The 13,648-nt window shown below is 62.1% G+C and carries 13 protein-coding genes and 1 pseudogene; all 14 read right to left on the minus strand.

The window, feature by feature from the left end; translation table 11 throughout:
- Positions 1–598: 598 nt before the first annotated feature.
- The 14 genes and pseudogenes from C665_RS00095 to hsp20-GI all read right to left on the minus strand — a co-directional run bounded on the left by C665_RS00095 (position 599) and on the right by hsp20-GI (position 13,584).
- The gene (locus tag C665_RS00095) at positions 599–1,507 is read right to left on the minus strand and encodes a LysR family transcriptional regulator (protein ID WP_040828121.1); all 909 of its coding nucleotides are present in this window, start codon (positions 1,505–1,507) and stop codon (positions 599–601) included.
- Between the two features lie 232 nt (positions 1,508–1,739).
- Complete coding sequence (locus C665_RS00100) at positions 1,740–2,891, minus strand: S1C family serine protease (protein WP_004265443.1); 1,152 nt, start codon at positions 2,889–2,891, stop codon at positions 1,740–1,742.
- A 24-nt stretch (positions 2,892–2,915) separates the two neighbouring features.
- Positions 2,916–3,881 carry a zinc metalloprotease HtpX gene (locus C665_RS00105; RefSeq protein WP_004265445.1) on the minus strand — a complete coding sequence of 322 codons (966 nt, stop codon included), beginning with the start codon at positions 3,879–3,881 and terminating at the stop codon, positions 2,916–2,918.
- A complete protein-coding gene (psiE-GI, locus tag C665_RS00110) occupies positions 3,859–4,356 on the minus strand; it encodes a heat resistance protein PsiE-GI (protein ID WP_040828124.1) in 498 nt (165 codons plus the stop codon). The genes C665_RS00105 and psiE-GI overlap by 23 nt, the downstream gene beginning before the upstream one ends.
- Positions 4,353–6,068 carry a heat resistance system K+/H+ antiporter KefB-GI gene (kefB-GI, locus tag C665_RS00115; protein ID WP_004265451.1) on the minus strand — a complete coding sequence of 572 codons (1,716 nt, stop codon included), beginning with the start codon at positions 6,066–6,068 and terminating at the stop codon, positions 4,353–4,355. The genes psiE-GI and kefB-GI overlap by 4 nt, the downstream gene beginning before the upstream one ends.
- Before the next feature lie 3 nt (positions 6,069–6,071).
- On the minus strand, positions 6,072–6,512 hold the full coding sequence (gene trx-GI / locus C665_RS00120) for a heat resistance system thioredoxin Trx-GI (protein ID WP_004265454.1): 441 nt from the start codon (positions 6,510–6,512) through the stop codon (positions 6,072–6,074).
- Positions 6,502–7,122 (minus strand): RNA polymerase sigma factor, encoded by a 621-nt coding sequence (locus C665_RS00125; protein WP_083854658.1) that lies wholly within the window; start codon positions 7,120–7,122, stop codon positions 6,502–6,504. Before C665_RS00125 ends, trx-GI begins: the two co-directional genes overlap by 11 nt.
- Positions 7,109–8,434, minus strand: a complete 1,326-nt coding sequence (locus tag C665_RS00130) for an ISL3 family transposase (RefSeq protein ID WP_004265459.1) — start codon at positions 8,432–8,434, stop codon at positions 7,109–7,111. Before C665_RS00130 ends, C665_RS00125 begins: the two co-directional genes overlap by 14 nt.
- 263 nt (positions 8,435–8,697) lie before the next feature.
- The gene (locus tag C665_RS00135) at positions 8,698–9,735 is read right to left on the minus strand and encodes an IS5 family transposase (RefSeq protein ID WP_004265463.1); all 1,038 of its coding nucleotides are present in this window, start codon (positions 9,733–9,735) and stop codon (positions 8,698–8,700) included.
- A gap of 79 nt (positions 9,736–9,814) precedes the next feature.
- On the minus strand, positions 9,815–10,420 hold the full coding sequence (locus C665_RS19895; RefSeq protein WP_442478141.1) for a hypothetical protein: 606 nt from the start codon (positions 10,418–10,420) through the stop codon (positions 9,815–9,817).
- A 79-nt stretch (positions 10,421–10,499) separates the two neighbouring features.
- Positions 10,500–11,111, minus strand: a complete 612-nt coding sequence (gene hdeD-GI / locus C665_RS00140; RefSeq protein WP_004265466.1) for a heat resistance membrane protein HdeD-GI — start codon at positions 11,109–11,111, stop codon at positions 10,500–10,502.
- 89 nt (positions 11,112–11,200) lie between these two features.
- Positions 11,201–12,088, minus strand: a complete 888-nt coding sequence (gene yfdX2, locus C665_RS00145) for a heat resistance protein YfdX2 (protein ID WP_004265469.1) — start codon at positions 12,086–12,088, stop codon at positions 11,201–11,203.
- A gap of 102 nt (positions 12,089–12,190) precedes the next feature.
- A complete protein-coding gene (gene yfdX1 / locus C665_RS00150; RefSeq protein WP_004265470.1) occupies positions 12,191–13,105 on the minus strand; it encodes a heat resistance protein YfdX1 in 915 nt (304 codons plus the stop codon).
- Positions 13,106–13,127: 22 nt separating this feature from the next.
- Positions 13,128–13,584, minus strand: a pseudogene (gene hsp20-GI / locus C665_RS00155) (small heat shock protein sHSP20-GI).
- Positions 13,585–13,648: the final 64 nt, after the last annotated feature.

A 13,648-nucleotide genomic window follows, 5' to 3' on the forward strand; every position in this document is an offset into this window, starting at 1 on the left:
CGTCGCGGGCGATTGATTCAACATAGACGAGGAAACAGGCGGGGTCAGGCCTTTCGTTCGACGCTCACCGCGCTGTCTGCCGGCGCTCGTGTGCCGACGATGCGAGCCGCGTCTCCACTGCATTTCGGCGCGCCAGAGTTTGCGAGGCACCGGTTAGCGCCCAAGATCGCTGGATCGCCTCGGCAAGGCAGATGATGATCGCCGCGCCCCTGTGCGTCGTTTGTGGCCGGTTCTAGTGCGCTGGGGGGTATGGCCGCCGACTTTCCGTCGCGTGAAGGCCGGACCGGAGCGCAGGCCGAGTGCGTGACTACGCGGTGGCCAGATTGCCCGGATTTGGCTGCACCATGGCTACATGGCGCCACAAAGCACAACGCCAGCCCCGGGAGGCTGGCGCAAGTGCTTGAATTCAGATGGAGCGGGCGATGGGAACATCATCGTGTTCCCAACTCGTTGATTGATAACGAGTTTTCCGCACTCGGCGAACCGAGATGGACATAATTATGGACTGAAAAACCACGCTTGGTCAACGCGCGCTCCGAGCAAGTCCAGTGCGAGCCATGGACAGCCAGCAGTAGCCAATGTACCCGAGCGCTCAACGTCACGAGGCCGGTTCATCTCCCTTTGGCAGGAACTCCTCGCGGGCGCGCTGCAGAAACCGCTTCATGGGCTCAGAGGGTTCGGCGCTGCGGCGCAGCAGGTAGGTGGACAGCATGGGCGGCGTGCCGGCCAAGGGGCGAACGGTTATGTCGGGGCGGTTCAGGGTCTGCACCTGCGAGGCAATGGCGAAACCTAGGCCATAACCGGCACCGACCAGAGTCAGCATCACGCCTAGGCTCGTCACCTGATCTACCAGCTTGAGCGGCTTGGACGCACCTTGAAGCACCGCCTGGATCTGGTGGTGGCAGCCCGATCCCGCGTCCGGATGGCACAGTACCAACGGAAACTTCAAGGCTTCATCCAATGGCGCTTCCGCGTGCGCCAACAAGGGGTGGCGCACGGGCACGATCACCGACAGAGGATCGGTCCACACGGGCTCGGCGACAAGGCCTTCGCTCACCGCGTCCGACAGCGCAAAACCGATGTCCAGCAGATCGTTGTGCAGGCCCTTGAGCTGCTGCGCGAAAGGCAGCTCGAAGACGCGAATCTCCAGTTCGGGCTCTTCCTCGCGGCTGCGCGCCAGCAAGGTGGCAATGTGGGGCTGCGCCAAGCTGTCGCAGATGGCGATGCGCAGATAACCCTGATAGCCCTGCGCCGCCGCCTTTGCGGCACTCACCGCCTGCTCCACGGTGGCCAGCACGCGCCGGCACTCACCGAGGAACACTTGACCGGCCCAGGTCAGTCGCGTCTGGTGCGCGCTGCGGTCGAACAACTGCACGCCGAGCGTGGCTTCGAGATTTCGCATTGCGCGCGACACAGGCGATTGTTCTACGCCAAGGCGCTCGGCCGCTCGCGCGAAATGCAGTTCTTCCGCGACCGCAACGAAATAGCGCAGTAGTCTGAGTTCCAATGCGGCCTCCTGTTTGCCTCGTTCCTGGCCTGCGTCCACCTCATGCGGATTGCGCCTCGCTTTCTCCTTCGATGATTGGCAAGAGGTTCCGGCGTTGCATGCTTGCCTATTCGGATAGGCAGATCGCATCCGAAAATTACGGAGGTTGAGGCGGAACGCTACCTGGCCGAAGACCTGAGAACCTCAATCGCCGCGACGCTGCACTACCGCCTGATCCACAGGTTCAGTTCAATCAATTCCCGGGTTGCAGCTCCACACGCACCTCGCGCGATTTGCCGGCCCGCTCCACTGACAAGACCACCACATCGCCGACCTTCCTGTCGTCTAGCCGCGCGAGCAGCTTGGCCACATCGTCCGTCGCCTGGCCATCAACATCGATGATGCGGTCGCCCGGCACGATGCCTTGCGGCGTGACTTCGACACCCGCGAGGCCGGCCTTGTGCGCTGCCGAACCAGGGGTAACACGCAACACGAACACGCCCTTGCTTCCAGTCAGCGCCAGCAGGCGCTGATTGAGCTGTTCGTCCACCTCAATGCCCAGCGCCGGACGGATGTACTTACCGGTCTTGATGAGTTGCGGGACTACGCGCATGACGGTGTCCACCGGCACGGCGAAACCAATCCCGGCCGAGGCGCCGGAGGGGCTATAGATCGCCGTGTTGATGCCGATGAGCCTTCCTGCCGAATCGAGCAGCGGCCCACCGGAGTTGCCAGGGTTGATGGCGGCGTCGGTCTGGATCAGGTGATCGATGGCCGGGCCGCCCGCTTCTCCGGGTAACGAGCGGTCGAGCGCGGAGACGATGCCGGTGGTGAGCGTCCAGTCCAGGCCGAAGGGGTTGCCGATAGCGAACACCTTCTGACCCACCTTGAGGTCGGCACTGGTGCCGACCGGCACGGCCGGCGGGCGCTTGAAACCGACGCCGATCTTGAGCACAGCGATGTCGTGCGCGGGGCTCGTCCCCACCAGTGCGGCCTGGTAGTCGCGGCCGTCGGCCAGTTTGACGGTGGCTTCGGACGCGCCCTGGATGACGTGGAAGTTAGTGACGACGTGGCCGGCGTCGTCCCAGATGAAGCCCGAGCCAGTGCCGCGCGGCACGGAGAAGACGTTGCGCGTCCAGACATCGCGTACCAATTGTGCGGTAGTGATGTAGACCACCGAGGCGCGCGATTTCTCGAACAGTTCGATGGTGGCTTTCTCGTCCGCCGCCAGATCGCCACGCGCCGTCACAGTGCGTTCTGCCGCCTCGCGCGGACTGAACCAGGCCTCGATGGCGGGCAGGAACTGCCACAGCAGCATGAGCGCGGCAATACAGGCGGTGATGAAGAGCCAGCGCCGGACGAAGTGGTCCGGCGCGGGACGTTGGTACGGGTCGGGGTAGGCCATGAGAGGTCTCCTGTTGATAGGCAATCAGCGCCACAGCCCGCTCGGGCGCCAGCGCGGTGGGCGCGGCGTCAAAGCGGATTCCGGCAAGAAATGGGGCGCGTGGAGTGGCAACGCTGATGCTGGCCCAGGCGCCAACGTCAGTAGGCGTGAGATGCGTTCTTGCGTGGCCGGATGCGTGCGCAACCAGGAGGGTTCGGGATTGCCCCATCCCGGCCACAGCCAGGCACGCCAGGAGCGGCTGACCCGCTCGATTTTCGCCAGCGCGGACGCCAGCCCCCGCGGGTCGCCAGTCAGTTCCGCAGCGAGGCGGTCAGCGTCGAACTCACGCACGCGAGACAAGCCGAGCTGTGCGAGCAGGGCCAGCTGGGGCGATGCGGCCAATAACAATAAACCAGGCCAATAGACCTCCGCCGCGCCAACCAGCAGCGCGGGCAGGCTCAGCAGGATAGCGATCTGTCCCATAAGGGCCAGTAGGCTCGTGAAGCGACTGACGGAATCCGCCAGCCCCATGACGCGCAGATCCTCACTGGCGATGTGCGCGATCTCGTGCGCGAGCACACCCGCCAGCTCGCGTGGGCTCAGGCGGCGCAGCAGGCCATCGGTGAGGGCGATCGATGCCTCCTGCTTCGATCCGGTGGCGAAGGCGTTGACGACGGCACTGGGCACGTAGTGCGGCACCGGCGTTGCGGGCAAACCGGCACGGACGGACAGCTCGTGCAACAGGGCCCAAATTTCCGGGGCTTCGTGTGGGTGCAGCGCCCGGGCGCGGTATAGGCGCAAGGTCAAGGCGGATGCGGCTGCCGGTTCCAGCAGCAGCGTGCCTGCAACGGCAAACAGCGCGAGCCACAGGTCGCTTTCCCCGAACAGCAGGCTTCCTGCGGCGGCTGCGATCCCGACCAGGGTCAGGACCAACAGTCCGGTCTGCAGGCGGTTGAGCCAGCGGTGTTGCAACAGCGCCGTGCGCGGGTCACTGGGATGATGACGGGTCATGCTCAGATGTCTCGGCGGCGCGGTCGCCGCGCTTGCGCAGCAGCCAGTAGGTCGCACCCAGAGCCAGCGTGGCGCCTGCCAGCGCGGCGATCTTGCCAGGGCTCGCCTCGGGGTCAAGGATCACGAACTTGCGCGCCAGCGCGATCAGACCGATGAGGATCACGGTCTTGACCTGGATGATGCTGTCCCGACGCAGCGCCACGCGAACAATGGAATGCTTGAACTCCATCGCGATCAAGAGCGTCATGATCATGCCGAACACACTCTGGAATACCTTGTGATCCAGGGGATTGAAGGCATCGAGGACCAGCAGAGTGAAGACGATGGCGATGAGCTGGAACAGCGACACCACGATGATGACGGCAATTACCGCCGACAGCACGAGCGCGACGACCTGCTCGAAGCGCTCGTATAAACTCATGATGGCCCATTGGTCACGGAAGACCTGAAATGGGTTAAGGCGTGTTGATTTCATGACGATGAACTCCCTGGAAAACGGCTGCTGTCGAGACGGCGGCGCATTGCGCTGATGTGTCCTTCAATCAGCTCGGTCGACATGCCAAGCGTCGACATCACCTGTTCCGCCAGCCCAATAGCTGCGGCAAAGGATTGATGGTACACGCGCACGTTGGGCATGGCGCGAAATGCATCGGCCGCGGTCGTACTTCTGCATGACACCCACAAGGTCAGCGCCGGACGGCGCTCGGCAATCGCCTGGGCGATGCGCAACGCTTGCTGGGCATGGGCGAACGTCAGCACCACCATGTGCGCATGCGTCAAGCCGGCAGCCAGCAAGGTATCGGGCCGACTGGCATCGCCATGGAACACCGGCGCGCCGGCGGCACGCGCGGCCTCGACCTTCTGCGCGTCCGCCTCCAGCAGCAGATGCGCCACGCCGGCGTGGCGAAGAATCTCGCTGACGGTCAGGCCAAGCTCGCCCGCGCCGCAAACGATGACATGGTCTCGATATCGCGCTGTCTGCGCGGCGATCTCGACTTCTTCAGCCTGGGGTGGCTGAATGACGCCGCCGGTGCGGCTCAAGAACCGGGCAAGTACATCGTGATGGCGGATCAGTAGCGGTGCCAGGGCCATGCTGAGCACCAGCGCAACTAGCATGGGTTGTACGACGGTCGCGGGGATCAGATGCTGCTGCAAGACCATGCCCAACAACAGCAGGGCGAACTCGCCGCCATGCCCCAACGCTATGCCCGTGCGCCAGGCATCGAGGGCGGACAAGCGCGTCGCCCGCAAGGCCAGGGTATTGAACACGATCTTGACCGGCACCAGCACTGCCAGCCACGCGAGCACCGCCAGTGGTGCCGAAAGAATCTGTGCTCCGTCCAGTTGCAGGCCGATGGTCACGAAGAACACGCCCGACAACACATCGCGAAACGGTTTGAGGTGGCTTTCCATGTGGTGCCGGAAGTCGCTCTCGCCCAGCACCATCCCGGCGAGGAAGGCCCCTAGGGCGGCGGATACGCCGACCGCGTGCGCAGCGGCGGCGGCAGCCACCACCACGCACAAGGAGACGAGCACGAACGATTCCTCGTGGCCCCGCCGCGCCACCCAGCCCAGCAGGCCATGCAACAGACGGCGCGAAGCAACCGCCGCTGCTGCGAACAACACCAGCACGCCCAACACTTCGAGCAGCATGCTCTCGACCTTCGGCGACTCGCCGCGCGCCCAGATCGCCAGCAAGGCCAACAGGGGCACGCTGGCCAGATCCTGAAAGACCAGCACGGCGATGGCGCTGCGGCCATGGCGTGTGGTGAGTTCACCCTGGTCGGCCAACTGCCGGCTGACCAGCGCCGTGGAAGACATGGCCGCCGCAGCGCCGAGCAGCGCAGCGCTCTGAGCTGGCTGCCCCAACCCCATCAGCATCAGGGTCAGAGGTGCGGCCACAACGACCATCTGCAAACTGCCAGCCACCAGTACGGTCTTGCGAGTGAGCCAAAAGTGCCCGAGGGAGAATTCCAGTCCGACCATGAACAGCAGTAGCGCCACTCCCAGCTCGGACAGAAAATCAAGCGCTTCTCCCGGCGCGATCACGCCGGTGACTGAGGGGCCCAGTAAGGCGCCGGCGGCGAGGTAACCCAGCAAGGCGGGCACTCTGAGCGCAGCCGTCACCACGGCGGCCAGACTGCACGCCGCCAGCAGACTCAGCGTAACGCCCAGCAGGCCCTGCATCGGTCAGCGCCCAAGCTGTGCCGATACCCAGCGCACGATGTCCTGCGCGCCCATGGCGCCGGCCTGACGGGCGATCTCACGTCCCCCCTGGAACAGGGCGAGTGTCGGAATGCTGCGGATACCGAACTGCGCGGCCAGGTGGGGCTCAGCCTCGGTATTCACCTTTGCCAGCCTGATCCTGGGTTCGAGTTGGCGCGCGGCTTGTTGAAACTGCGGTGCCATCATCTTGCACGGCCCGCACCAGGGCGCCCAGAAATCGACCAGCAGCGGCAAATCGCTGCGCTCCACGTGGCGCGAGAACGTCGCCGTGGTCAACTCGATGGGTTCGCCCGTGAACAAGGGCTGCTGGCAGCGGCCGCAGTTGGGATGTTCCGATAGCTTCGCAGTCGGTACGCGGTTGATGGACTGGCAATGCGGACAGACGAGGTAAAGATCATTCTTCATGGTTCGCCTCCTTGGACCACAGTGAGGCTGCCGCGCTTCGGGTCACAGACAATGCCGACCAATCAACGCCTTGGAGCCAATCGTTCCCGTCTTTGCTTACTCCGGCCTCTTCCAAATGAGCAGCGATGAACGCTTCGGCCTGCATGAGCCACCTTTGGACAGTATCTTCCTGACTAGGAATCAGCAGGATTTCAGAGACGCTGCTGGCATCCAGCCCGTCCACACGGATAAGCAGAAAAATGCGCCGCCACAAACGCGGCATGTCCTTCAGCAGGTCGAATACAAAAGCGAACTCGCTCGACCAATCAACTAGCTCCTCCTGTTCCGCGATCGTTGCGGCATCGGGATGCTGACTGTCAGCGATGATATCGGCCAGCCTGAGTGTGTCATCGGGCTGATAAAATTCGAAGACTTCCTCTTCCACCATGGCCTCGGCGACGTCCTGGGCATCCGCTTCGACCGGCGCGTCCAGAGAAACGAATTCGCCAAATTGCCGGCTGTTTGCCACTTCGTGATCCAGGACGGCGAACAGATGCTTCAGAAGACCGAAGTAAGCCGCTTTTTCTGGCTCTATGCCCTTTCCAGTGGAAATTGACTCAACAACAAACATGACGGTAGCGCCCGTATTCGCGGGGGATCGCCGGCACCATGGGGTTCTTCGGTAGATGCTCGAGCTTGGACATGCGCAGGTAGGCGACGGCGATGAAATTGTCGAGGTTGCGGAAGCCTCGGGCGGCGGTCTTCGTCTGCTGAAGCTGCCCGTTCATCGCCTCGACGTAGGCGTTGCTGCGCCCGTCGAGCATGCCGCGGAGCACGCCGCCCAGATGCGCCTTGACCGTGGCGCCGAGCCGCTTGAAGGGTTCCAGGCGAGAGCGTCGGGCCCAACTGATCCACTTCATCAAGGCCCCGCGGGCGACCTCTTCGCAGTTGCTCGCCGCCGCCTCGCGGTAGACGAGCCGCAGGCCCTGCTTCATCCGCCACGCCCGCGCACTCTTGAGGCCCGAGCGCTGCAGCCAGTTCATCGCGTCGCACTGTGCCGGCGTCCATTGCGGCGGGTTCTTGCGCATCGCCCACAACAGCTGGCGCAGCGTCTTCTTGTTTCCCGTACCGGCCGCCGCGCGGACCGCGGCTGCGGCGCTGCGCATCTCCTCGCGGCGAACCTCGTCCATCGCCGTATTGGCCAGGGCCACGACGTGGAAACGGTCGTAGCTGACCTGCGCCGTGGGCAGCGCCTGGGCAATCCCCTTGGCGTAGGCCGCGCTCATGTCGATGCAGGCGTGCTCGATCCGCTCCGGCTCGCCACCGTGCGCGCGCAGGTCCTGGGCAAAGGCCTGCAGGGTCGCGTGGTCTCGCCCGGGCGTGGCGAACAGCAGGCGCTTGGCCTCCAGGTCATGCACCACGGTGATGTACGCGTGCCCGCGCTTGACGCTGGTCTCGTCGATGCCGACGTAGCGCACGCCCGACATGTCATCCCGAGCGCGTGCACCGTGAACGTAATGGCGGATCCGCCCCCACAGCCGCTTGGGCGCGACGCGCATCTGGGCGGCGGCCTGGCGCACGGGCAACTCGCTGCACAGGGACAGGCCCAGCGCCTCGAACAGCAGCGTGAAACCGCTGCCCTCGCGAGCCCACGGCACCGGCAGCTGCGTGGTCTTGCCGCAGCCCGAGCACTGCACGCGCGGGATGTCGGCATGGAGCCACGCCTCGAACTGAAAGAAGTCCAGGTGACGCCAGCTGCGCCGCACTCGATCGTGGACCGGCTGATGCGCCGCCCCACAGGCCGGACAGGGCACGCGCTTGCCGGCGTGCTCGACTTCGAAGTCGATCCGCCGCTTCGCGGTGTCGAGGTCCACCTTGGCGACGTACCAGGGCGGCTGCAGGCCGAGCGCGGTGGTGAAGAGGGCTTCGATCGGAGAGCTCATGGTCTGTGCGGGTGCGGGTGCGGGTGCGGGTGCGGGTGCGGGTGCGGGTGCGGTCAAGATCGGGGCGTTGTACCACCGATCACACGGTTTGTTGTTGAGGGCACCTCGAATAACCCGAGGTTTTCAGTGAATCCCGCCGCGCAATGATGACCGCGACCGAGTTCGGTCCAATTTCTCTGGCAACCCACCGTCTTTCTCGGCGGGGTTGCCCCGTTTTTGCCTCGAATCGCCCCAGGCATCGGCGATTTGGCCCACTTCGGGTGTCAGAAGGCCTGGATTCCGGCCTTCTGGAAATACGTCAGCCGCTTCAGGTTGTAGCAGGCGGCCATCATCGTCATCGCGAAGCTCGCCCGCGCCTGGCCGATGGTGCGCAGCAACTTGCCACCCATCTGCTCGATGGCGGCAAACACATGCTCGACTCGGGCGCGCGTTTTGGCGATGCGCTGGTTACGCCGCTGCTGGCACTCGGACAGCGGCTTGTTACGCTTGCCCTTCCTCTGGATCTGATTCCGGAAGCCCTTCTCTTTGAGCCAGGCTTCACGCGCCTCGGACGGGTAGCCCCGGTCGGCATAGACGTCCCGACTCGTGTTGCCCGCATCGAAGACGTTGTCGAAGTGCTGGCTGTCGTGCGTACTCGCCGTGTCGGTCTCGATTCGGCGAATGATCTTGTATTTCTTGTCGACGTTGATCGAGAGCTTGTAGCCGAAGTGGCTCTTGCCGTGCTTCTTGGTCCAGGTGGCGTCGATGTCCCTCTGCCGCCGCTTCGCAGGCTTCCAATCGGCGGGCATCGCACCTTGCTCGATCAGTTCCTTCTCGCCTCGGCTGTTGTGCTGCTTGGGGGCGGGGACCAAGGTGGCGTCGATGATTTGACCGCCGCGCGCGATGAAACCCTTCCTGAGCAGCTGCGCCGAGACGCCGTCAAAGAGCGCCTTGGCACCGGCTTCACCGATCCGGTTCTCGAAGGTCCATACGGTAGTGCGGTCCGGGACATTGGTCGCGTTCGCCAGTCCGCAGAAGCGCTTGTAGCTCATCCGGTCGAGCAACTGGTACTCCATCTGCTCGTCGGACAGGTTGTACAGGCGCTTGAGCACCAGGATCCGTACCATGGTCTCGGTCGGGTACGGCGGGCGCCCGCCCTGCGCGCTCACCGGGCGCGGCGCAACCTCATCCACCTCGGCCGCCAACGCCGCAAAGTCGATGTGCGACTCGATCTCGACCAGCGGGTCGCCCAGCGAGTCGAGCTTCTTGCGGTGGTGTTCGTCAGCGAACAGGTCAGTCTTGATAGCGCTACGCGGTTTCATCGGTGCAGGTTGCTGGGTTCAGGACGTCGTAATTTTAGCAAGGGCGGGCGGGACGGAGGTTTTTCGAGGCGCCCTTGAGTCAATTTCCACTGGAAAGGGCATAGAGCCCTTTTTCTTCCGGCACGGATTGCCATTCCACCTCAGCTTGGACAATCGCTTCATCCACCACGTCGCGCAGCGTCGGATAATCGCGCGGTACATCGCCGACGGCCCGCAGATAAGCCAGCTCACGCCTTGCGACAGCCTCAAGTTTCGACAGTAGAGGCATTCGGGTCGCCTCGGCCTCATGGGCGGCTGATGCGGGTTTTGCGGCAATCCGCACCTTGAGCTCGCGCAAGCGCTCGCGTCGTGCTTTGCGCTTGATTTGATCCTGAGCATGCAGTCGGTCAAAATGCTTCTTGGCCTGACGGAACAACGACTGTGCGAGCATCTGCGCGAGGGGCGTCAGCTCGTCATGTGATGCAGTAACGCTGACAATCTTTTTGCCGGGCAGGTGCATATAGCCACTGGCCAGAAATTGCCGCTTGATCTTGTCGCGATCAAGGACGATTTGAAGTCGCACTGAATCTTTAGTGTGTTTGTCGAGCAATGGCTTGAGGGCGTGCTCGATCACATTTCCCAAAGCTCTCTGCCAAGGTTCATGAAACTCTTTGTCGATAGCTCGATAGCTATATTGAATCTGCATGCATGACTCCTTCGATGTCATTTCTATGGAGGTATGAATCGAGGATGCTCATATCCATAGAATTTAGTTTGACCCGCTCTTATCCCTGGCGCGTTTTGCGAAGACGCCAACTCAAGAACAAAAGCGTGACACCATAGACTGCCGCATAGAAGCCCAACAGCCAGCCTGCGGCCAGGAATGACTCGACCGGACGGGAAAAAAATATCCACAAGACGATAGCGCCAAGGACAATCGAGAGCAGTCCACTGAAGGCAAGCCAAATTTCACCCTTGATTTCTTGACGCAGCCGAACGGCGGCGGATATCTCCAGCACACCGGTGAAAATCGCCCAGAAGCCCACGCTAGCCCATAAAAAAGAAGCCAAGACTATCGTGGCGACCCAAGGAGCAACCAGGACGACGACGCCCGTAAGTATGCCGACAATGCCGCTGAACAGCAGCCAGCCCCAGCGCTCTTTTTTCTGGATATGGCGCACCGCTGCAACCAAGTTGAAAGCGCCATTGACCAAGGAAAATGCGCCGAACATGATGGTCATGGCCAACAGAGCCGATTGTGGCATCCAGAACGCAAGGGCTGCAAAAATCAATGCCAAGACACCGCGCAGCACAAAAAGCCACCAATTTTGGCTCAGCGAACACAGTGCTTTGGTGGGGTCATCCGCATTGGAATTAGCGGTGGTGTCTGTGTTCATGCAATATCTCCTAAAGATCTATACAAAATAAAAAATCAAACACTCATGGGACAAGAGAGGGGGCGCTATGCGCCCCCTCTCCAGGGGTTTCAGAACAACTTGGACAGTTTTGCCTTGATTTCATCGAGCCAGCCTTTTCCGCCGCCTCCCCCAGCCGTCTTTTGCTTGACTTTCTTGAGTTCAGCATACAGGGGCTCAAAGTCCTTCTTCTTTCCATAGCCCAGCAGTTCTGCCATTTCCAACTGCTGCCGCGCTTCGTTCAATAATGTCTCCAGGCGCTCATTGGACGCTTCGCTCCGCTGACCATCTTCTACCAAGGTCTCGGCGCGCTTCAGGAGCAGCTTCGCACGCAGGACGGGCAGCGGAAGCACGCTGCGCTCCTCGACCAGCGTGCTGAGCGCTGACTGCAGCGCGGCTTTGGCTTCTTCGATCTTGCCCTGATCGATCAGCGGCACGACTGCCTTCACGGCTGCGGGATAGGACGCCAGAGGGATGTTGGTGACCGCGATCACGATTTCACTGGCCAGCAAAGCCAGCACGTGACGTGCCTGTTGCACCTCGCCATGTTTGAGGGCATCCAGCGCCTCGTCGGTCATCGCCTCAATGGTTTCCGTGTTGGCGAACAAGTCGTGCACGATGGTGCGCACATCAACGGGGGCCAGGGCGAGCGTGGGTTCGCGCGCAACGATCAGCTCCAGCTTTCCCGTCACTTCGGCCAGCGTTGCCAATGCGCGTGCAGCGTCCTTTCCGTCAAGTGCGGCCAGCGCTGATTTGGTCAGCGCCAAGGCCGAGACGGCCTCATCGAGGACTTGTTTACGTTTGTCTGCCGCCTGCGAGTCCGTTTCCTTCTGAACCTCAGGCTGTACCTCCGTGACGACTTCAGCCTTGGCCTCTGGACTGACAGGAAGGCTGCTTACCGCGGCCTGTTCGTTTATTTCTTTGTTCGTCGCATTGGGATTCGATGTTTGCTCATTCATGGTGATATGCCTCGTGTGAGTTAGTGAAAATAGGCGAATCTATTGGGGCTGACTGCGAACATCGCGAGACTGACCGACCGAACAGTCGGCCCCTTCATCACCTCAAAACAGCTTTTGGAGGCGCGTCTTCAACTCGTCGAACCATCCCTTGCCGCTTTTGCCACCAGCCGACTTTTGCTCAATGGACTTCACATGATCGAAGATGGGTTTGAAATCCGCCTTCTTGCCATAACCCAGGATCTGCGCCATCTCGATCTCCGTGCGCACGGACGACAGCAAGGCGCTGAGCTCCTCGTTCTGCTTGGCATCGCGCTTGTCGGTCTCGGCCAGCTTTTCAGCTTTTGCCATCGCGGCTTCAGCCCGTAGCACGGGCAGAGGAAAGGCGACCGAGGTCACCACCAGCGTGTTCAGTGCTCGGGCGAGTTCCGCCTTGGCGTCGTCGATCTTGCCGCTGTCGATGAGCCGTGCGGCCGACTTGATCGCTGCCGGGTACGTTGCCATCGGCAGGTTGTCGGTTTCGATCACGATTTCGCTGGCCAGATTGGCGACGATGGGCCGGGCCTTTTGCAGCTCGCCATCACCCAAGAACTCCCGAGACAACTTGACCGCCTTCTTCACCGATTCCACGTTGGCGTGGATATCGTGGGTGATGACGCGTACATCGACCGGCGCCAAAGCAAGTTTGGCGTCGCGTGCCAATACCAGTTCCAGCTTTCCGCTGGCCAGTTCCAGCGCAGCGAGCGCCTCCTTGGTCTTCTTTGCATCAAGGAGTGTCAAAGCCTCCTGGGTCTTGGTGAGCGCCGTGATGGCGTCCTGAGTGAGCTCAGCACGCTTTTTTTCGGCTTCCCGGGCGGCCTTGTCATCTACCTGTGGCTGCGCCGCCTTGGATGCGGCAGAGGGTGCTGCAGCACCTGGGCTAGAACCTGCCGCCGATTGGGCCTGAGCCGGTCCGCTCAGTCCGACGACGACCGCCAGGGCAAGTGCGGAGAAGGTTGATTGGGGCTGTTTGATATTCATGATCTTGGGCTCCTAATTAAAGTTAGTTGACTGAGATTTCAATCTGTTTCGGTTTGGCTTGCTCGGGCTTGACAAGCCGCACTCCCAGCGCGCCGTCTTTCATCAGCCGTCACCTTGGTCGGATCAACGTTGTCAGGCAAGACAAAGCTGCGCACAAAGCGGCCATACGCACGTTCGATGCGGTGGAACTTCTTGCACTGCTTCTCTTTTTCCAGTTTGCGCTCGCCGCTGATGGTGAGCACGCCGTTTTCCGCGCTGACGCGCGCGGCATCCTTGGGGACCTCCGGCAGATCCAGCTTGAGGAGGAAAGCGTTCTCATCCTCGCTGATGTCCGCCATTGGTGCCCAGTCCGCCGTGGTCATGGCTTCGTTGCCGGTATGGGCGCCCCGTCGCTAGGGTATTCGTCCGAACATCGTCGCCAGGCGGTTTTGCAATTCATCCAGTTCCCGGAAGGGGTCCCACGGAGTCAATGCAGACATATCGGTTCTCCTTGAACAATGCCGGCGAATTGGATGACGCACCGAACAGAGCCGCCGGCTTACT

The sequence above is a fragment of the Thauera aminoaromatica S2 genome (genome assembly GCF_000310185.1).
Classification (GTDB): domain Bacteria; phylum Pseudomonadota; class Gammaproteobacteria; order Burkholderiales; family Rhodocyclaceae; genus Thauera; species Thauera aminoaromatica.